Origin of the sequence: Sulfitobacter sp. 1A15258, assembly GCF_043557045.1 — a bacterium.
GTDB classification, from domain to species: domain Bacteria; phylum Pseudomonadota; class Alphaproteobacteria; order Rhodobacterales; family Rhodobacteraceae; genus Sulfitobacter; species Sulfitobacter faviae.
This window is the reverse complement of record NZ_JBIFFK010000011.1, coordinates 66,037-84,915: the sequence shown is the minus strand read 5'-3', so window position 1 is coordinate 84,915 and position 18,879 is coordinate 66,037. Positions and strand designations below refer to the sequence as shown.

Annotated in this window: 21 protein-coding genes; 15 read left to right on the top strand and 6 right to left on the bottom strand. The window is 62.8% G+C overall.

Annotated elements, in window-relative coordinates; genetic code table 11:
* Nucleotides 1–154 precede the first annotated feature (154 nt).
* Complete coding sequence (locus tag ACGYK9_RS17705) at nucleotides 155–1,081, top strand: DMT family transporter (RefSeq protein WP_394414633.1); 927 nt, start codon at nucleotides 155–157, stop codon at nucleotides 1,079–1,081.
* Here ACGYK9_RS17705 and ACGYK9_RS17700 read toward each other — a convergent pair.
* Entirely contained in the window at nucleotides 1,017–1,712 is a 696-nt protein-coding gene (locus ACGYK9_RS17700) for a thiamine diphosphokinase (protein WP_394414630.1), read from the bottom strand. The genes ACGYK9_RS17705 and ACGYK9_RS17700 overlap by 65 nt on opposite strands.
* Before the next feature lie 53 nt (nucleotides 1,713–1,765).
* On the opposite strand from ACGYK9_RS17700, the gene ACGYK9_RS17695 reads away from it, so the two are divergent.
* The gene (locus tag ACGYK9_RS17695) at nucleotides 1,766–3,895 is read left to right on the top strand and encodes a hypothetical protein (RefSeq protein WP_394414627.1); all 2,130 of its coding nucleotides are present in this window, start codon (nucleotides 1,766–1,768) and stop codon (nucleotides 3,893–3,895) included.
* Nucleotides 3,896–3,953: 58 nt separating this feature from the next.
* On the opposite strand, the gene ACGYK9_RS17690 is transcribed toward ACGYK9_RS17695, so the two are convergent.
* The 5 genes from ACGYK9_RS17690 to nthA form a co-directional block, all read right to left on the bottom strand.
* On the bottom strand, nucleotides 3,954–4,181 hold the full coding sequence (locus ACGYK9_RS17690; protein ID WP_067262328.1) for a DUF2842 domain-containing protein: 228 nt from the start codon (nucleotides 4,179–4,181) through the stop codon (nucleotides 3,954–3,956).
* Nucleotides 4,182–4,185: 4 nt separating this feature from the next.
* A complete protein-coding gene (locus ACGYK9_RS17685; protein WP_067262332.1) occupies nucleotides 4,186–5,481 on the bottom strand; it encodes an adenylosuccinate synthase in 1,296 nt (431 codons plus the stop codon).
* A gap of 80 nt (nucleotides 5,482–5,561) precedes the next feature.
* On the bottom strand, nucleotides 5,562–5,888 hold the full coding sequence (locus ACGYK9_RS17680; RefSeq protein ID WP_394414622.1) for a nitrile hydratase accessory protein: 327 nt from the start codon (nucleotides 5,886–5,888) through the stop codon (nucleotides 5,562–5,564).
* Entirely contained in the window at nucleotides 5,885–6,559 is a 675-nt protein-coding gene (nthB, locus tag ACGYK9_RS17675) for a nitrile hydratase subunit beta (protein WP_394414619.1), read from the bottom strand. The genes ACGYK9_RS17680 and nthB overlap by 4 nt, the downstream gene beginning before the upstream one ends.
* The gene (gene nthA, locus ACGYK9_RS17670; RefSeq protein WP_394414636.1) at nucleotides 6,556–7,173 is read right to left on the bottom strand and encodes a nitrile hydratase subunit alpha; all 618 of its coding nucleotides are present in this window, start codon (nucleotides 7,171–7,173) and stop codon (nucleotides 6,556–6,558) included. Before nthA ends, nthB begins: the two co-directional genes overlap by 4 nt.
* A gap of 364 nt (nucleotides 7,174–7,537) precedes the next feature.
* Here nthA and secG point away from each other — a divergent pair, with 364 nt between their 5' ends.
* The 13 genes from secG to ACGYK9_RS17605 all read left to right on the top strand — a co-directional run bounded on the left by secG (nucleotide 7,538) and on the right by ACGYK9_RS17605 (nucleotide 18,867).
* Nucleotides 7,538–7,903 (top strand): preprotein translocase subunit SecG, encoded by a 366-nt coding sequence (gene secG, locus ACGYK9_RS17665; protein ID WP_067262351.1) that lies wholly within the window; start codon nucleotides 7,538–7,540, stop codon nucleotides 7,901–7,903.
* A gap of 179 nt (nucleotides 7,904–8,082) precedes the next feature.
* Complete coding sequence (locus ACGYK9_RS17660; RefSeq protein ID WP_067262354.1) at nucleotides 8,083–9,726, top strand: CTP synthase; 1,644 nt, start codon at nucleotides 8,083–8,085, stop codon at nucleotides 9,724–9,726.
* 137 nt (nucleotides 9,727–9,863) lie between these two features.
* The gene (locus ACGYK9_RS17655; protein ID WP_394414616.1) at nucleotides 9,864–10,655 is read left to right on the top strand and encodes a 23S rRNA (adenine(2030)-N(6))-methyltransferase RlmJ; all 792 of its coding nucleotides are present in this window, start codon (nucleotides 9,864–9,866) and stop codon (nucleotides 10,653–10,655) included.
* Nucleotides 10,656–10,658: 3 nt separating this feature from the next.
* Complete coding sequence (locus ACGYK9_RS17650) at nucleotides 10,659–10,952, top strand: DUF1330 domain-containing protein (RefSeq protein WP_067261008.1); 294 nt, start codon at nucleotides 10,659–10,661, stop codon at nucleotides 10,950–10,952.
* Nucleotides 10,953–11,037: 85 nt separating this feature from the next.
* Nucleotides 11,038–11,475, top strand: coding sequence for a TerB family tellurite resistance protein (locus ACGYK9_RS17645; protein WP_209219000.1), 438 nt, complete (start codon nucleotides 11,038–11,040; stop codon nucleotides 11,473–11,475).
* A 36-nt stretch (nucleotides 11,476–11,511) separates the two neighbouring features.
* Nucleotides 11,512–11,952: a TerB family tellurite resistance protein gene (locus tag ACGYK9_RS17640; protein WP_394409995.1), complete on the top strand. Its 441-nt coding sequence runs from the start codon at nucleotides 11,512–11,514 to the stop codon at nucleotides 11,950–11,952.
* Nucleotides 11,953–12,063: 111 nt separating this feature from the next.
* Nucleotides 12,064–12,840, top strand: a complete 777-nt coding sequence (locus ACGYK9_RS17635) for an ABC transporter ATP-binding protein (RefSeq protein WP_209219002.1) — start codon at nucleotides 12,064–12,066, stop codon at nucleotides 12,838–12,840.
* Between the two features lie 24 nt (nucleotides 12,841–12,864).
* Nucleotides 12,865–13,602 carry a transporter substrate-binding domain-containing protein gene (locus ACGYK9_RS17630; protein ID WP_271687868.1) on the top strand — a complete coding sequence of 246 codons (738 nt, stop codon included), beginning with the start codon at nucleotides 12,865–12,867 and terminating at the stop codon, nucleotides 13,600–13,602.
* A gap of 80 nt (nucleotides 13,603–13,682) precedes the next feature.
* Nucleotides 13,683–14,567 (top strand): ABC transporter permease subunit, encoded by an 885-nt coding sequence (locus ACGYK9_RS17625; protein ID WP_322328071.1) that lies wholly within the window; start codon nucleotides 13,683–13,685, stop codon nucleotides 14,565–14,567.
* A complete protein-coding gene (locus ACGYK9_RS17620) occupies nucleotides 14,564–15,370 on the top strand; it encodes an ABC transporter permease (protein ID WP_067260997.1) in 807 nt (268 codons plus the stop codon). The genes ACGYK9_RS17625 and ACGYK9_RS17620 overlap by 4 nt, the downstream gene beginning before the upstream one ends.
* A gap of 101 nt (nucleotides 15,371–15,471) precedes the next feature.
* A complete protein-coding gene (locus ACGYK9_RS17615; RefSeq protein WP_067260995.1) occupies nucleotides 15,472–16,806 on the top strand; it encodes a glutamine synthetase family protein in 1,335 nt (444 codons plus the stop codon).
* Nucleotides 16,807–16,816: 10 nt separating this feature from the next.
* Nucleotides 16,817–17,506, top strand: coding sequence for a type 1 glutamine amidotransferase (locus ACGYK9_RS17610; RefSeq protein ID WP_394414611.1), 690 nt, complete (start codon nucleotides 16,817–16,819; stop codon nucleotides 17,504–17,506).
* Nucleotides 17,506–18,867, top strand: coding sequence for a glutamine synthetase family protein (locus ACGYK9_RS17605; RefSeq protein ID WP_067260991.1), 1,362 nt, complete (start codon nucleotides 17,506–17,508; stop codon nucleotides 18,865–18,867). Before ACGYK9_RS17610 ends, ACGYK9_RS17605 begins: the two co-directional genes overlap by 1 nt.
* Nucleotides 18,868–18,879 lie beyond the last annotated feature (12 nt).

The following is an 18,879-nucleotide window of genomic DNA, read 5'->3' as shown; positions in this document are numbered from 1 at the left end:
CTCTGCCTCTGCCTCTGCCTCTGCCTCTGCCTCTGCCTCTGCCTCTGCCTCTGCCTCTGCCTCTGCCTCTGCCTCTGAGAAAAAGCACGAGACAACAGCAATCAAACTTCAACCAAAGATTGCATTTGCAACAAAGCTTCCTTAGCGTAACGCAATGCAACAGGATCGGCCCCTCATCGGAATAGCCCTCATGATGGGCTTCTGCATCGTCGCCCCCGTGGGCGATGCGGTGGCCAAATTACTGGGCGCTTCGGTCCCCTTGGGGCAGGTGGTGCTGCTCCGCTTTGTCATTCAGGCGCTGATCCTGATCCCCATCGTCTGGTACTCCGGGCGCATCTGGCGGATGCGGGGCCGGGTGTTACGGCTGACCTTTCTACGCACCCTTTTGCATATGGCGGGCATCGCGGCGATGTTCACCGCGCTGAAATACCTGCCCCTCGCCGATGCGGTCGCCATCGCATTCGTCATGCCCTTTTTCATGCTGCTGCTCGGCAAGTTCATCCTGAACGAAGAGGTCGGCCCCAGACGTTTGGGCGCGAGCATCGTGGGCTTTCTCGGTACGCTTTTGATCGTGCAGCCGAGCTTTGCCGATGTCGGCTGGCCCGCGCTGCTGCCCGTCGTCGTGGCGGTCGTCTTTTCTTTCTTCATGCTGGTGACGCGCCAAATCGCGAAAGAAACCGATCCGATCAGCCTGCAGGCCGTCAGCGGGGTCATGGCGGTGGTGATGATCCTGCCGCTCCTCGCGCTTGGCACCATGACGCAGATCGCGCCGCTTCGGCTCATCCAACCCGATGCGCTCGACTGGACCCTCCTGCTCGGGATCGGGGTGCTGGGCACGGTGGCGCATCTCTTGATGACCTGGTCCCTGCGTTTTGCCCCCTCGGCCACCTTGGCGCCGATGCAATATCTGGAAATTCCATTTGCCACGCTGCTTGGGCTGCTGATCTTTTCCGACCTGCCCAACCCATTGGCGGGCGTTGGCATTCTGATTACCGTCGGCGCGGGGCTCTACATCGTCATGCGCGAGCGGGCCACGGCGCGTGCTCTGGCCGCAGCAGTTGCGCCGCCAGTGGCGCCATAAGACGGCGCGGCAGAATCAGCAGCATATCAGGGCCATCGATCTCAAGCGTGACCGGCCCCAAGGCGCGGTTCGACGTGCCGGTCCGGCCACCCGGCGCGAAATCCAGCCCGTCGATCGGCCATTCCAACCCTTGGCTGCGCCCCGTCACCGGGGCCAGAGGCATGAGTGAGACGACATCGCCCGCCGTCGTCGGCAGCGTGATCCGCGGCGGGGCCAGCAGCACGATCTCATGCGCGCCCAACAAGATGCAGGACCGATGCGGATGGCTGGCGAGCGTGTTGAAAGCCGCAAGCTGATGATCCAACCGCGCCCCGGTAAAGCCGACCCCGAGCACCAGCGGCGCGTCGATCCGCGTCAAGGCCTTGTCGAAATCAGTGCTCTCTTGCTCGGCGATGCGGTGGCGCCGCGCGGCCGGGATTTGGGCCAAGACCTCTGCCGGGGCGGAATCAAGATCGCCGATGACCGCGGCCAGTTCCACCCCCGCTGCCACGCCCACCGCAGCCCCGCTGTCTGCCGCCACGCAGGTCGGGGCCAGCGCCAGCGCCGCTTCGATGTCCCCCGCAAAGACCTCTCCGCCGCCGAGCAGCGTGACTGGCCCCTCCTCCCTTACGATATGCTCTGAAGTGGTCAATTAATGCCCCTTTTGGAAATCTGCCTTAATCTTGCCTTGAAATCATACGTTGAATGGCACAGATTCGAGCCGCTTTGGTCTTGGACATCGTGGTAAACGATACCTGCAACACCGCAGAGGACGAGCATCCGATGATGAACAGCAACAAAATCTTGACGGTCTCCTATGGCACTTTTTCGTGCACGCTGGAAGGCTTCGACGATTCCTTCGGCACGATGAAGGCCATTGCCGAGTATTTCCGCGATCTGGCCTCGGATGACCGCTACTTCGGTGCCGAACCACCGCAACCCGATGCCGAGATGCTCGCCCGGATCGCGCAGCGCGAAGTTTCCCGCCGGGTGCAAGCCCGCGAGCAAGAAGGCAAGATCGTACTGAGCGCGCTGGAGAACCAAAGCGCCGAAGCTCCGGCCCAAGCGCCTCCAGCGGCGGCCCCCGCCGCCGCGCCGGCTAAAGCTGAGGCCGCAGCGCCGCAAGCCCCCGTCGCAGCACAGCCTGCACCGGTAGAGGAAGAAGCCCCCGCCCCCCTCAAGGCCGAGATCGCCGACACCGCCGCCGTGGAAGCGCCCGCCACACCGGAACCCCAGATCGCAGAGACCGCTGAAGAGCCCGCGCCTGCCGAGGAGCCTGCACCGGCAGCCGAGGCCGAGGACACCAGCGAAGCCGAAGCCTTCTTTGCCGCCAGCCCGCAGCCGCAGACTCATTTCGAGGACGAAGCGCAGGAAGCCAGCGTCGAAGAGCTGCCCGCCGCAAGCGCCGCCCCTGCCGACAGCATCGCCGCGAAATTGCAGCGCATCCGCGCCGTCGTCGCCCAGCAGGACGAAGACGAAGCGGCTGGCTATGACGAGGAAGAAGCCGCACCCGTGGCCCGCGCCACCGCCGAAACGCAAGCAGCGCCGGAAGAGAGCCAAGCCGCCATCGCCGCCGCCCGCCGTGACATCGAAGACGCGCTGGAGGCCGATGAAGCGACCGAAATGGCGCAGGAGGCTGCGGAGGATGAGGACGACGATCTCGCCGATATCCTCAACCGGCTTGAGGCCGAAAGCGCCGAGACCGACGAGAGCCTGTTCGACGCCGAGGCCGATGAGCAGCCTGAGGCCGAAGCCCAAGCTGAAGCCGCACCGGAAATCGACGCCGCCGACCTACCGCGCAAAGGGCGCGTGATCAAGGTCAAGCGCGCGCATCTCGAAGCCGCCGTGGCGCGGGGCGATCTCGAAGAGGTCTCGGACCCGGCACCGCAAAAGGCGCCTGCCGCGAAGACAGAGGAAAAGCGCAGCTCTTCCCTGTCGCCCGAGGATGAAGACGAGCTGGCCCGCGAATTGGCCGCTTTGGAAGCCGAACTCGGTGCCGCCGCTCCGGAAGAGGCCGAAGAGACGCCTGCGCCTGCGGTTGAGATGGCCGAGCCGGAAGCGGCGCCCGCTCAGGAAGAGCCCGAAGAGGTCGAAGCCGCAGCGGAGCCGGTCGAAGAGCAGCCCGAGCCAGCCCAAGCGGCCCGCCACAGCCTGCCCACCATCGACGATGAGGCCGGCCCCGACATGTCGCGCCTGATGGCGGAAACCGACAGCAAGATGGACGAAGCCGAAAGCACCACGCGCCGCGATGCCTTTGCCCATCTGCGCGCCGCCGTGGCTGCCAAGAAAGCCGACGAAGCGATGGGGGGCCGCGCCACCACCGCGACATCGGATGACGCCTACCGCGAAGACTTGGCCGATGTGGTCCGCCCGCGCCGCCCCGTCACCCGCCCCGCCCGGACCGAGCGGCCCAAGGCCGATGCCCGCTCCGCGCCACTGAAACTGGTGGCCGAACAGCGCATCGATGTCGACAAGCTGCGCAGCGCGGGCCCCGTGCGTCCGCGCCGGGTGGCCGCCGTGGTCGAGCCGGTTAAAACCAACCCCGATGCCGAAAGCTTTGCCGATTTCGCCGCCGACATGGGTGCCACCAAACTGCCCGAACTGCTTGAGGCAGCGGCATCATACATGTCTTTCGTCGAGGGGCGTGACCAATTCTCCCGCCCGCAGTTGATGGGCAAGGTCCGCTCGATCGGCCTGCCGGATTTCACCCGCGAAGACGGGTTGCGCTCCTTCGGTCAACTGCTGCGCGCAGGGAAGATCGAAAAGATCAAAGGCGGGCGTTTCACCGTCTCGGATGAGATTGGCTACCGCCCCGATCACCGCGCCGTGGGTTAAACCACGGCCCTCCGCCAGATACGAAAAAGCGCCCCGCGGGGCGCTTTTTTATTGGGTTTTAACGATCATCTTCCGCATCGGGGTCGGCCTGTCCGATGCCCCGAAAGACAAATTTGAACGGCAGCGCCCAGACGATGCCAAGGGCGACGTAGATGCCAAGCTCTAGCAGCACCGGCGGGCGGTCGAACTGGGCCACCGTCCAGACCGCCACGGCGATATAGCTCGGCAGCCCAATCAGCAGGATCACCAGCGCCCAACGGCGGCGCGCCTTATAGCTCAGCGCCATCAGATCAATCCGCGAAAGGGTCGGTCACCAGAATGGTGTCCTCCCGCTCGGGCGAGGTGGAGACGAGCGCCACGGGGCATTGGATCAACTCTTCGACCCGGCGCACGTATTTGATCGCATTGGCCGGAAGGTCGGCCCAACTGCGCGCGCCTTCGGTCGATTCGGACCAACCCGGAAGTTCTTCGTAGATCGGCGTGCAGCGGGCCTGCTGCTCGGCCGCGGTGGGCAGATAGTCGAGCCGCTCACCGTCCAACTCATAGCCGACGCAGACCTTCAGCGTCTCGAAGCCATCAAGCACGTCGAGCTTGGTCAGGCAGATGCCGGTGATGCCCGAAGTCGCGCAGGTCTGGCGCAGCAGCGCCGCGTCGAACCAACCGCAACGGCGTTTGCGCCCGGTGGTGGTGCCGAACTCATGGCCGCGCTCACCCAATCGCTGGCCGTCGGCGTCTTCCAACTCAGTCGGGAACGGGCCTTCGCCGACGCGGGTGGTGTAAGCCTTCACGATGCCCAACACATAGTCGATGGCGGTGGGGCCAAGGCCCACACCGGTCGCCGCTTGCCCCGCGATCACGTTTGAGGAGGTGACGAAGGGATAGGTGCCAAAGTCAATGTCCAGCAGCGCGCCCTGTGCGCCCTCAAAAAGGATGCGTTTGCCCGCTTTGCGCTTCTCGGCCAGCACCTTCCAGACGGGGGCGGCGAAACGCAGGATTTTCGGTGCGATTTCTTGCAGTTGCGCGATCAGCGCGTCGCGGTCGATGGCCTCGACACCCAAGCCCTTGCGCAGCGGGTCGTGGTGCTGCAACGCGCGGTCGACGCGGGCCTCCAATGTCGCGGCGTCGGCCAGATCGGCCACGCGGATGGCGCGGCGGCCAACCTTGTCTTCATAGCACGGCCCGATGCCGCGCCCGGTGGTGCCGATCTTGGTGCCCTTGCTCGCCGCCTCTTCGCGGGCGCGGTCAAGCTCACCGTGGAAGGGCAGGATCAGCGGCGTGTTTTCTGCGATCATCAGGTTCTCGGGGTTGATCTCAACCCCCTGCCCTTCGATCGTCTCGATCTCTTTCAGCAGGTGCCACGGGTCCAGCACCACGCCATTGCCGATGACAGACAGCTTGCCGCCGCGCACCACGCCCGAAGGCAGCGCATGCAGCTTGTAGACCTTGCCGTCGATGACCAGAGTGTGGCCCGCGTTATGCCCGCCTTGGAAGCGTGCGATCACATCGGCGCGTTCGCTGAGCCAGTCAACGATCTTGCCTTTTCCCTCGTCACCCCATTGGGCGCCGACAACGACGACATTGGCCATGATATATTCCTTTGCGATGTCCCGCGCCCGTATAGCGACAGTGGCAGGCGTGTGAAACTCGAAAAAACGCGGGAGCGGATTTAGACGCTTTGCCCCGCCTTCAGATGCACCGGCTCGCCATGCGGGGTACTGAGATAGGCGGCCTCCCACCCGTCGCGCAGGGCGCGCAGATCACCGGGGCGGGCATGGCCCGCGTCGATCAGCAGGGTTTCGAGGGTTTCGAGCCAAGCGTTGAAATAGTCCTCCCCGCCGTTCAAGGCGCGCGTCAGTCCGTGGCGCGCCAAAGTCGCGCCAAAACGGTTGGCCCAGAAGGGCCAGTCGAAAAGGTCGCTTTCGTTCAGATGCACCGTCAGCGCGAAAAGCTGCGCGTGCCATGGCGCCTCGAACACGGGCTCCGGGGCGCTCACGGGGCCTCCAGATAGCTTTGCCAGAGGTCGAGCACGACCTCATCGCGGGGATGTTCAGGATGCGCCCAAAGTTCAGAGGCCGGGAAGGCCACCGCGTAAAGCGGCTCCGGCGCCTCGCCCAGATCATGGGCGTTGCTATCAGGCAGAACATGGGTGCCATGCAACCGCAGCACCCGCCCTGAAGCGCCCGCGGCATAGGCGGGCAGCCGGGTGTGCCCGCCCGGAACGATGCTGTTTTCCGGCTGCTTGCGGGTGACGACCCTGTCGCCGGGCGCAAAGAGCGGCACGATGTCCGAGGGGCGGTCCGCCGGACCACCACGGGCCAGCACCCCGGCCACCTGCGGCGCTTTCAGCGCCTTTTCCGCCAGCGGGCTGGGCGTGGGCGCGGCTTTGCCCGAGAGTTCCTCGCGGCTGACCACCCCGCGCGCGACCAGCATATCGGCCACCCCGGCGATCCATTTCTCGTAATAGCTGAACCGCATGTAATCGGTCGGGGCAAGACATTCGCGGGCATGGCGCGACACGTCGATGTTCCATTTGCCCAACGTCCCCGTGGCCAAGGTCAGCGCCAGCGCGCGGCGGTGCCAATCGGCATGAAAGACCACATCTTCGCCCTCGGGCACTACCGCGCCATCGCCGAAACGCCCGCCCATGTCATGCACGCGGGTCATGGCGCTTTGGCCAATCCGGTGCCGATCATACTGTCGCGGGTGACAAGATCAGCCAGCGCGGCGACATCCATGCCGTCACTCCCGGCAGGGCGTTGCGGGATCACCAGATAGCGCACCTCAGCCGTCGAATCCCAAACGCGCACGGCGGTCTCTTCGGGCAAGTCGATGCCAAATTCAGCCAGCACTTTGCGCGGCTCGCGGACCACGCGGGCACGGTAGGCATCGGATTTATACCAGCCCGGCGGGATGCCTAAAAGCGGCCAAGGGTAGCAAGAGCACAGAGTGCAAACGACGATATTATGCACCTCATCCGTATTCTCGACCGCGACCATATGTTCGCCCTGCCGCCCGAAGAACCCCATCTCGGCCACCACTGCGGTCGCATCTTCAAGCAGGGCCGCGCGGAAATTAGGATCGCTCCAGGCGCGGGCGACGACCTCGGCCCCGTTGCGCGGGCCGATGCGGTTTTCATAGGTGTCGATGATCTCATCCAAGGCGGCGGGGTCGATAAGCCCCTTGGCCGTCAGCAGTGTCTCCAACGCCTTGACCCTGAGCGCAGGCTCGGGCGGCAGCAGGGCATGGGGGTGGTCGTGGTCCGAATGATCATGTGGCATGGCGGCAGACTGCCCCAGCGGCACTCGGCTGTCCATCCCAGCGGCACTCGGCTGTCCATCGCCGATCACGGGCAATCCCTTCATTTCTCTGCAAAGAATATGGGCGAATTTGCCCGCATTTCATGCTATGATGAGGGTACGAAGCGAGTCTGCACCACCTTAATTCCAGGATAGCCCTCTTACATATTGTGGTTGAGTACTGCTTCAAAAGACCGTCGCCCCCATGCGGCGGTCTTTGCTCGTGCCTTTGATCCCTTAGGCCTCCCCCTCCTGATCCGATCATCACCCGGCGGCAATCCACCCTTGCCCCCATGGGCAAAGACGAATAGATACCCGCCAACCAAAACCGAAAGCTGTCGTACCCATGGAAAATGTCGTTCTGATCATTCACCTGATTCTGGCTCTTGGCCTGATCGCCGTGGTACTTCTGCAACGGTCCGAGGGCGGCGGCCTTGGCATGGGCGGTGGTGGCGGCGGTGCCGTTTCAGGCCGCGCGGCGGCCACGGCATTGGGCAAGGTGACATGGGCGCTTGCGGCCGGTTTCATCGCCACGTCGATTACGCTGACCATCATCGCAGCGGAAAAATCCGCAGGCTCGTCGGTCATCGACCGGCTGAGTGCGACACCGCCCGCCCAAAGCCAAGATGGCAGCCCGGCCCTGCCCGCGGGCGACGATCTGCTGCCGCCTTCCGCGGATGGCAACACACCGCTGGTCCCTGCGGCCGATTAAGCTAACGAACACAAAACCTTGAGGCACGGCCCGGTTCCGCAACTGTATGTTGCGGCGGGCCTTGCCTCAAACGCACGAATCCTGTAAGGCTTAAATCCCGTGGTGTTGCGGTTTTCTGCAGCGCGTTTGGCTGGTTTTTGCCTGCAACAAACTTTGAATTCACGGGGGTCTCCGATCACATGGCACGCTATATCTTCATCACAGGCGGTGTGGTCTCGTCTCTGGGCAAGGGTCTGGCCTCGGCGGCTTTGGGCGCCTTGCTTCAGGCACGCGGTTTTTCGGTGCGTCTGCGCAAGCTGGACCCCTATCTGAACGTCGATCCCGGCACGATGTCGCCCTTCGAGCATGGCGAAGTCTTCGTCACCGATGATGGCGCAGAGACCGACCTCGACCTTGGGCATTACGAGCGTTTCACCGGTGTTGCTGCGCGCAAGACCGACAGCATCAGTTCGGGCCGGGTTTACTCCACCGTGCTAGAGAAAGAGCGCCGCGGCGATTATCTGGGCAAGACCATTCAGGTGATCCCACACGTTACCAACGAAATCAAAGACTTCATCGACATTGGCGATGATGAGGTCGACTTCATGCTTTGCGAAATCGGCGGCACCGTGGGCGATATCGAAGGGCTTCCCTTCTTCGAGGCGATCCGCCAGTTCAGCCAAGACAAGCCGCGCGGCCAGTGTATCTTCATGCACCTCACGCTGCTGCCCTACGTCAAGGCCAGCGGCGAGTTGAAGACCAAGCCGACGCAGCACTCGGTCAAAGAACTCCGCTCCATCGGCATCGCGCCGGACATTCTGGTTTGCCGCTCCGAAGGGCCGATCCCCGCGAAAGAACGTGAAAAATTGGCGCTGTTCTGCAACGTGCGCCCGGACTCGGTGATTGCGGCGCAGGACCTTAAATCGATCTACGAAGCTCCGCTCGCCTATCACCGCGAGGGGCTGGATCAGGCGGTTCTGGATGCCTTCCAGATCACACCCGCGCCCAAGCCGAACCTGTCGCGTTGGGAAGATGTGGCCGACCGCATTTACAACCCCGAGGGCGAAGTCAAAGTTGCCATCGTCGGCAAATACACCCAGCTTGAAGACGCCTATAAATCCATCGCCGAGGCACTAACCCATGGCGGCATGGCGAACCGGGTGAAGGTCAAAGTCGAATGGGTCGACGCCGAGATTTTCGACAGCGAAGACCCCGGTCCGCATCTCGAAGGGTTCCACGCGATCCTCGTCCCCGGCGGCTTCGGTGAGCGCGGGACCGAGGGCAAGATCAAGGCCGCGCAATATGCCCGCGAGCATAAGGTGCCCTATCTAGGCATCTGCCTTGGCATGCAGATGGCCGTGATCGAAGCGGCGCGCAACGTGGCGGGTCTGAAGACGGCAGGGTCGGAAGAGTTCGACCATGAAGCCGGGAAAAAGCGTTTTGAGCCGGTGGTTTACCACCTCAAGGAATGGGTTCAGGGCAACCACAAAGTGGCGCGCAAGGTCGATGACGACAAGGGCGGCACCATGCGCTTGGGCGCCTATGACGCGACGCTGGTCGAAGGGTCGCGCGTGGCCGAAGCCTATGGAACCACCACCATCGACGAGCGTCACCGTCACCGCTACGAGGTCGACATCGCCTATAAGGACCAGCTTGAGAAGGCCGGGCTGAAGTTCTCGGGCATGTCCCCCGATGGCAAGCTGCCTGAGATCGTCGAATGGTCGGATCACCCGTGGTTCATCGGCGTTCAGTTCCACCCCGAGCTGAAGTCCAAGCCCTTCGACCCGCACCCCCTGTTCAAGGATTTCGTGCGCGCCGCGAAGGATGTGTCGCGGTTGGTATAAGGTTTGAAGGCCCGTGCGTTTTGCGCCGGGCCTTCTGCTTTTCTAGCCCCACCATTAGGCTCGGAATCAAGCCGCAGGCGCAGGCCGTCCCCCCTCTTTCGCGTTGCACCCGCCGACCACTCCGCTACAGCTAGGCCATGCTGAGCTATCAACACATCTACCACGCCGGAAACCTTGCAGACGTACAGAAACACGCGCTTTTGGCGTGGATGCTGTCATACCTCACCCGCAAGGACAAACCGCTCACCTATCTGGAAACCCATGCAGGGCGGGCGCTTTATGACCTGTCGGATGCGGCGGCGGAAAAGACGGGCGAGGCGCGGCAGGGCATCGACAAGGTGCGCGATTGGTTCGCTGCCGATCACCCCTACAGGCAGGTTCTAGAAGCGCTGCGCGAGGCCCACGGCCCGCGCGCCTACCCCGGCTCTCCCCTGCTGGCCGCGAAACTGCTGCGCCCCGATGACCGCATCCATCTGGCCGAGTTGCACCCGCAAGAACACAGCGCCCTTGATTTGGCGATGTCGCCCTACCCGGCGAAATGCCACCTCAGCGACGGGTTCGAGATGGCCTTTGCTCTCACCCCGCCGACACCGCGCCGGGGGATGCTGCTGATCGACCCCTCTTACGAGATCAAAACCGATTACGAGACCATTCCGCGGCAGATCGCCAAGCTGCACCGCGCGTGGAACGTGGGCATCATCGCCCTGTGGTATCCAATTCTGACAAACCGCGCGCATGAGCCGATGCTCGACAAGCTCACCGCCAACCACCCCGATGCGCTGCGCCACGAAGTGCGCTTTCCGCCCGCGCGGCCCGGGCATGGCATGGTCGGCTCGGGCATGTTCGTGATCAATCCCCCCTACGGGCTCGACAATGAGGCAAAGAACCTCACCGCCCGTTTCGCCACCTTGACCCAACAGGAGAGATAACAGATGCCAAAGGGCTATTGGATCGCCACCATGGATATCCACGACACTGCGATTTACGACAAATACCGTGCTGCCAATGCCAAACCCTTTGCGGATTACGGCGCACGCTTCCTTGTTCGCGGCGGCACCCAGCAGATCCGCGAAGGGCAGATGCGCGCCCGCACCGTTGTTTTGGAATTCGACAGCTACGCCGATGCGGTCGCTTGTTACGAAAGCCCCGGCTACCAGCGGGCGAAAGACATTCGCCTGAACGTGGCGGACGGGTCTTTGGTGATCGTCGAAGGCTATGACGGCTAAGCCGATGCGGCCCCCTGCAGGAACCTGCGCCCCCGATGCGCAGTTTCCTCTATGGCGACCCTGTTTCCTGCGATAAGTGAGCCCCATGCTGAACCGACTGTTCCCCCGCCGCAAGGCACAGCCGAAACCTTTGCCGCAGCCCAATGCCCAACTGGCACTTGGCGCGCTTTTGGTGCGTGTGGCCTTTGCCGATCGCAACTACCGCGCCTCCGAGATCGGCCAGATCGACCGCATTCTGGCGCAGACCTTCGGCCTCAAACCCATCGAGGCGGCGAAACTGCGTGCCACTTGCGAAGCGCTAGAGCGCGACGCCCCCGGCACGCCGGAGTTCACCCGCATCCTGCGCGAAGAGGTCGACTATGCCGACCGCAAGGCATTGGGCGAGGCGATGTGGCAGGTGGCCCTTTCCGACGGGGCGCGCAATGATGACGAGGAAATTCAGCTTGTCGCCATCGAAACCGCCCTTGGCCTGTCGGATGAGGATATGGCCGCAGCCCGGGCTAACGCTTTAAACACGCTATGACATTCCCTTTTCCCGCAGCAGGATGATGACGCATATATGTTTGGTGACTTTCTCAAACGGCTGACCCAGCCCGAACCCGATCCGTTGGCCGACAATGACGCCCGCCTTGCGCTGACCGCGCTTTTGGTGCGCATCGCCCGGTCCGACAATGACTACGCAATGAGCGAGCGGCGCCTGATCGACCGGATCGCCGCCGAGCGCTACGGCCTGAACGAGGCCGACGCCACCGCCCTGCGTAAAGAGGCCGAGGCGCTGGAGGCCCAAGCCCCCGACACCGTGCGCTTTACCCGCGCGATCAAAGATGCGGTGCCCTATGAGCACCGGCTGGAGGTCATCGAGGCGCTTTGGCAGGTGGTTCTGGCCGACGGCAGCCGCTCCGACGAAGAAGACGCGCTGCTGCGGCTGGTGTCGAACCTATTGGGCGTCACCGATACCGACAGCGCCATGGCGCGCCAGCGTGTTGCCAAAGAGAGCTGACCTAGCGTCAGCACCGGGACTGTGATGCAAGGCGGGGCAAACTCTGCGTTGCAATTTCCGTCGATTCGTCGCTTTATAGCGCACTGAAATGACAGATTGGCGACAGTTTCCGTGACCACAGATACCCCGGTTATCCAGATCAAGAACCTTCACAAGGCCTATGGCGCGCTGGAGGTTCTCAAAGGGGTCGATCTGACCGCCCCGCGTGGCCATGTGATCTCGCTCATCGGGTCTTCGGGCTCAGGCAAATCGACGCTGCTGCGCTGCTGCAACCTGCTCGAAGACAGCCAACAGGGCGAGGTGATCTTTAAGGGCGAACCGGTGCGTTGGAAGGGCGACGGCCACCAGCGCTGCCCGGCGGACGCCAAACAGGTGCTGCGCATCCGCACCAACCTGTCGATGGTCTTCCAGCAGTTCAATCTCTGGGCGCATATGTCGATCCTGCAAAACGTGATGGAAGCGCCGCTGACCGTGCTGGGCCGCGACCGGGCGGAGGTGGAGCGCGCCGCGCGCGGTTATCTGGAAAAGGTCGGCATCGGCGACAAATGCGATGTCTACCCGGCGCAGCTTTCCGGTGGCCAGCAACAGCGTGCCGCGATTGCCCGTGCACTGTGCATGGAGCCCGAGGCGCTGCTGTTCGATGAGCCGACCAGCGCGCTCGACCCCGAGTTGGAACAGGAAGTCGTCAAGGTTATCAAGGATCTGGCCGCAGAGGGGCGCACGATGGTGATCGTGACCCACGACATGAAACTGGCCGCCGATGTCAGCGATCATGTCGTCTTTTTGCACCAAGGTCTGATCGAAGAACAAGGGACGCCCGAAGAGGTCTTCGGCGCGCCCAAATCGGAACGTCTGCGTGGGTTCCTTTCGGCAACCCAGCCTGCGTAAACAAGAACCAAAGGGAGTTACCAAATGAAAAAGATCCTACTGGCAAGCGTCGCGCTCAGCATGACCGCGGGCTTCGCGATGGCCGAAGCCCATGGCAAAACCATCCGCATGGGCACCGAGGGCGCCTACCCCCCCTACAACTTCATCAACGACGCCGGCGAAGTCGACGGGTTCGAGCGTGAGCTGGGCGACGAGCTGTGCGAGCGCGCCGAGCTGACCTGCGAATGGGTCAAGAACGACTGGGACAGCATCATCCCCAACCTCGTGTCGGGCAACTACGACACCATCATGGCGGGCATGAGCATCACCGACGAGCGTAAGGAAGTCATCGCCTTCACGCAGAACTACTATCCGCCCACCGCCTCGGCCTATGTGGCGGCATCTGAGGACGCGGACCTCGAAGGCGGCGTCGTCGCTGGTCAGACCGCGACCATCCAGGCGGGCTATGTCGCCGAAAGCGGCGCCACGCTGATCGAATTCGCGACCCCGGAAGAGACCGTCGCCGCCGTGCGCAACGGTGAGGCCGACGCGGTCTTCGCCGACAAAGATTACCTCGTGCCGATCGTCGAGGAATCCGGCGGTGAGCTGATGTTCGTGGGCGACGATGTGCCGCTCGGCGGTGGCATCGGCATGGGCCTGCGCCAGTCCGACACCGAACTGCGCGACACCTTTGACGCCGTCATCACCGAGATGAAGGAAGACGGTACGCTCAACGAGATGCTCAAGAAGTGGTTCGGCGAAGACACCACCACCTACGAGTGATTCCATCTCAGGCGCGCCCGTCGCGGCGCGCCTGACCATGCCTGCGCGGGCCCCGCGCGCAGATCAGCCCACGGGGGCCCATGTTCTCTTTCTGCACCGATCCGTCGACCCTGAATGACTGGCTCTGGACTGCCTGTTACCTGACAACCGGCGTCCATATGTCCTTCTACCTGTCCTTCCTGAAGGTCCTGCTGCTTTTGGCGGTTACCGCCCCCGTGGCACTGGCCTTCGGCTTTGGCGGGGCCATGATGGCACGCGCGCGTTTCGCGCCGCTCAGTTGGGTCGGCAAGGGCTATATCGCGCTGGTGCGCGGTGTGCCGGATATCGCCTTTTTCCTGTTTTTCGTGATCGCGCTCGATCAGGGCATCGAGTATCTGCGCCACAAGGTGCTCTGTCCCGATTGGGATATGCCGATCCGCCAAGGCAGCGACTTCGTCGTCTGCCAAGAGGCCAAGATGCCCTTGGGCAATGCCGCCCAATGGGTGCATGAGACCTATGGCTTCGGCCTCGCCGTCTTTACCTTTGCCATCGTTTTCGGGGCTTTCGCGGCCAATGTGCTTTTCGGGGCCATGCGGGCCGTGCCGAAAGCGCAGCTCGAAACCGCCGAAGCCTATGGCATGACCCACCGCCAGACCTTCTGGCGGGTGCTGGTGCCGCAGATGTGGGTCTATGCCCTGCCCGGCCTCAGCAACCTGTGGATGGTGCTGATCAAGGCCACGCCGCTGCTGTTCCTGCTGGGTGTCGAAGACATCGTCTATTGGGCGCGTGAACTGGGCGGCACCAAGACGCCGCGCTTTACCGATTACCCGCACCCGGACTGGCGCATGTGGTACTTCCTCGCGCTGCTGGTGTTCTACCTGCTCTTCACCCGCATTTCCGAGATCACGTTGGACCGTCTGATGAAACGACTGACACGCGGCCAAGCCACCACCGGCGGCGAAGCCCAGCGGAGGGCCGGCGCATGAGCTGTCTGCAAACGATTCAGGACTACGGCCTGCGGTCCTTGGGCTATGGCGAACGGCTGCTGCCGCGCGACGGCTTCACGCTTTGCGAGCAGTTCACGCTGATCGGTTCGGGCATGATCTGGAACGTCTATTTCGGCGTCGTCGCTTTGCTGACCGGCTTTTTCTTTGCCACGGCGCTTGGCGTCGGCAAGGCCAGCGCGAACCCGTGGTTCCGCAAACCGGCGGAGTGGTTCATCTTCATCTTCCGCGGCTCGCCGCTCTTCATCCAGTTCTTCTTTGGCTACTTCCTGTTTCTGTCGCTGAAATCCGAATACGCCTTCTTCGCCCCCTTCACGGCGGCATGGCTGGGCGCGTTGATCGTGCTCTTTCTTAACACTGCCGCATATTCGGGCGAAATTTTTTACGGCGCGCTGCAATCCATCCCCAAGGGCGATGTGGAGGCCGCGGATGCCTATGGTCTGTCCGGTTGGTCGCGCTTTCGCCGGGTGATCTGGCCCACCTCGCTGCGGCTCGCTTGGCCCGCCTATACGAACGAGGCGATTTTCCTGTTTCACGCCACGACACTGGTGTTTTTCAGCGGTTTCCCGGCATGGCAACAGCGCGGCGACGCGCTCTATTACGCCAGCTATTTCGCGGATAAGACCTTCAACCCCTTCGTCCCCTATCCCATTCTTGCCGGTTATTTCATCCTTCTGACGCTCTGCATCATCGGCGTCTTCGGTTTGATCAATTCCCGCCTCAACCGCCACCTGCCCCAAGCGCAACGCCGTAAAATTCGCTTGCGTCCTAATTTGATCCGGTAGTATCCATTATTTGATCAAATTACGCGGCGCGTGGGCGCCAACCGCTTTTGCCCCCCGGGCGAACCGCTTTGTGACATGCCCACCGCCCTTTCAGGTGATGTATGAACAACTGGCTTCGCAAAAATCCTCAGGTCCGCACCATTCGTGTGGCCGCCGCTGACCTCAATGGCCAAGCCCGGGGCAAGCGTATTCCCTCGCGTTTTGCTGATAAGGTCACGACCGAAGGCACCCGCTTTCCCGTCTCGGTGCTGAACCTCGACATCTGGGGCGAGGATATCGACGACAGCCCGCTAGTGTTCGAAACGGGCGATGCGGATGGCGTGCTGAAACCGACCGAGCGGGGCTTCATGCCGATGCCATGGCTCGATGCGCCCTCGGCTCTGTTGCCCATCTGGATGTTCCGCGAAGATGGCCGCCCCTACCCCGGCGATCCGCGCCATGCGCTGCGCGCGGTGCTGGATCGCTACAAGGCGCGCGGTCTGACGCCGGTCTGCGCGGTTGAGCTGGAATTCTTCCTGATCGACGATTCGGGCCGCAACCTTCAGGTGCCCGTCTCCCCCCGGTCGGGCAAGCGGCGCAAGGCGGCCGAAACCATGTCGATCCGCGCGCTCGACCAGTTCGATCTGTTCTTCACCGATCTTTATGACGCCTGCGAAGAGATGGACATCCCCGCCGACACCGCCATTTCCGAGGCGGGTCTGGGCCAGTTCGAGATCAACCTCATGCATTGCGACGACGCCCTGCGCGCCGCCGATGACGCATGGCTGTTCAAGATGCTGGTCAAGGGTCTGGCCCGGCGGCACGGCTTTGCCGCAAGTTTTATGGCGAAACCTTATGAGGATTACTCCGGCTCCGGCCTGCACACCCATTTCTCGGTATTGGATGAGAAGGGCGACAACATCTTCGACGATGGCGGGCCGAAGGGGACCGACACGCTGCGCCACGCTGTGGCGGGCTGCATGAACGCGATGCAGGGCTCGGCGCTGGTCTTTTGCCCGCATGCCAATAGCTTTGACCGGATGGTGCCGGAATCCCACGCGCCCACCGGGGTTTGCTGGGCCTATGAGAACCGCACCGCCGCGATCCGCATCCCCTCGGGCAGCCACAAGGCGCGGCGCATCGAACACCGCGTCTCGGGCGGGGATGTGAACCCCTATCTGATGCTCGCCGCCGTGCTGGGTGCGGCGCTGAACGGCATCGAAGATGCGCTTGAGCCGCCCGCCCCGATCACCGGCAACGCCTATGCCGCCGAATTGCCGCGCATGCCGAGCGATTGGAAAACCGCCATCGACCTGTTTGAAAGCTGCCCCCATGTCGCGCGCATCTTCGCGCCCGAGATGATCCGCAACTTCGTGCTGACCAAACGCCAAGAATTGCATTACATGCAGGAATTGACCCCAGAGGAACAGGTCGAGATCTACCTCGACACTGTGTAACAGGTGACACATGAAAATCGGCATTCTGCAAACCGGCCACTCCCCCGACGACTTTCGCGAACAGCTCGGCGACTATGGGGAGATGTTCACCAAACTGCTGGATGGCCACGGGTTTGACTTTCAAATCTGGTCGGTCGTCGATGGCATCCTGCCCGACAGCGTGACCCAGGCCGACGGCTGGCTGATCACCGGATCGAAACACGGCGCCTATGAGGATCACGATTGGATCCCGCCGCTGGAGGAGTTCATCCGCCAGACCTATGCCGATGGCCGCCCCATGATCGGCGTTTGTTTCGGGCATCAGATCATCGCCCAAGCGCTTGGCGGCAAGGTTGAGAAGTTTACCAACGGCTGGTCCATTGGTCGCACTGAATACGATATGGACGGTGACAAACTGGCGCTGAATGCATGGCATCAGGACCAGATTGTGGACCTGCCCGAAGGGGCCCGCGTCGTCGCCTCATCGGACTTTTGCGCCTATGCGGCGCTGGCCTATGACGACCGCATCTGGACAGTGCAGCCGCATCCCGAATTCGGCCATGACTTCATCGATGGCTTGATCAAAACCCGTGGCAAGGGCGTGGTGCCCGAGCATCTGCTGGAACAGGCGACAGCCGCCTTGGGCGGCCCCATCGACAACCAAAAAATCGCGGACCAAATGGCCGCATTCTTTAAAGACAACAGGAAAGAGAGGGCCTGATGGCCGAGGATTGGACAGAAGCACTACCCGAAGCGGCGCGCGCCTATCTTGAGGGCCGGCGTCTGGACGAAGTGGAATGTATCATCCCCGACCTGCCCGGCATCGCCCGGGGCAAAGCCGTCCCGGCGTCGAAATTCGCGCGGCAAGAATATTTCCACCTGCCCGACAGCATCTTCTACCAGACCATCACCGGCGAATGGGGCGAAGCGGCGGGCGATGACGGTTTCATCGAAAAAGACATGATCCTGCGCCCGGATATGGACACGGCCACCGCCGCACCTTGGACCGGGGACTGGACGCTTCAGGTCATCCACGACGCCTATGACCGCAACGACAAGCCGGTGGCCTATTCGCCGCGCAATGTGCTCAAACGCGTGGTGCAGCTTTACCGCGACAAGGGGTGGGAGCCGGTCGTGGCCCCCGAGATGGAGTTTTTCCTTGTGGCCCGCAACATCGACCCGGCCAAGGAAATCCTGCCGATGATGGGCCGCTCGGGCCGCCCTGCGGCAGCGCGGCAGGCCTATTCGATGACCGCCGTGGATGAATTCGGCCCCGTGATCGACGACATCTACGACTTTGCCGAGGCGCAGGGTTTCGAGATCGACGGCATCACCCAAGAAGGCGGCGCAGGCCAGCTTGAGATCAACCTGCAACATGGTGATCCGGTGCGGCTGGCCGATGAGGTGTTCTATTTCAAACGCCTGATCCGCGAAGCGGCGATGCGGCATGAGTGCTACGCCACATTCATGGCCAAACCCATCGCCGATGAACCGGGCAGCGCCATGCATATCCACCATTCGGTGCTGGATGTGAAAACCGGCGAGAATATTTTTGTCGATGCCGAAGGGGAAGAGACCGCCCCCTTCCGCCATTTCATCGCAGGCTTGCAAAACCACATGCCAAGCGCGCTCGCCGTGATCGCGCCCTACGTCAATTCCTACCGCCGCTACGTCAAGGATCACGCCGCCCCGATCAACCTCGAATGGGGCCGCGACAACCGCACGACGGGCATTCGCGTGCCGCTCTCGGGGCCGAAATCACGCCGGGTGGAGAACCGTCTCGCCGGGATGGATTGCAACCCCTACCTCGGCATCGCCGCCAGCCTTGCCTGCGGCTATCTAGGGCTGATCCAGCAGAAAGACCCGCTGCCCGAATTCAAAGGCGATGCCTATGTCGGCGAAGGGGATATTCCGCAAGTTCTGGGCCAAGCGCTCGACCTTTTCGAGGAGGCGACAGAGCTGCACGAGGCTTTGGGCCCGGATTTCGCCCGCGTCTATTCCATTGTGAAGCGAGCGGAATATGAGGAGTTCCTACAGGTCATCTCGCCTTGGGAACGTGAACATCTGCTGATGAACGTCTAACGCCCGGAGGCC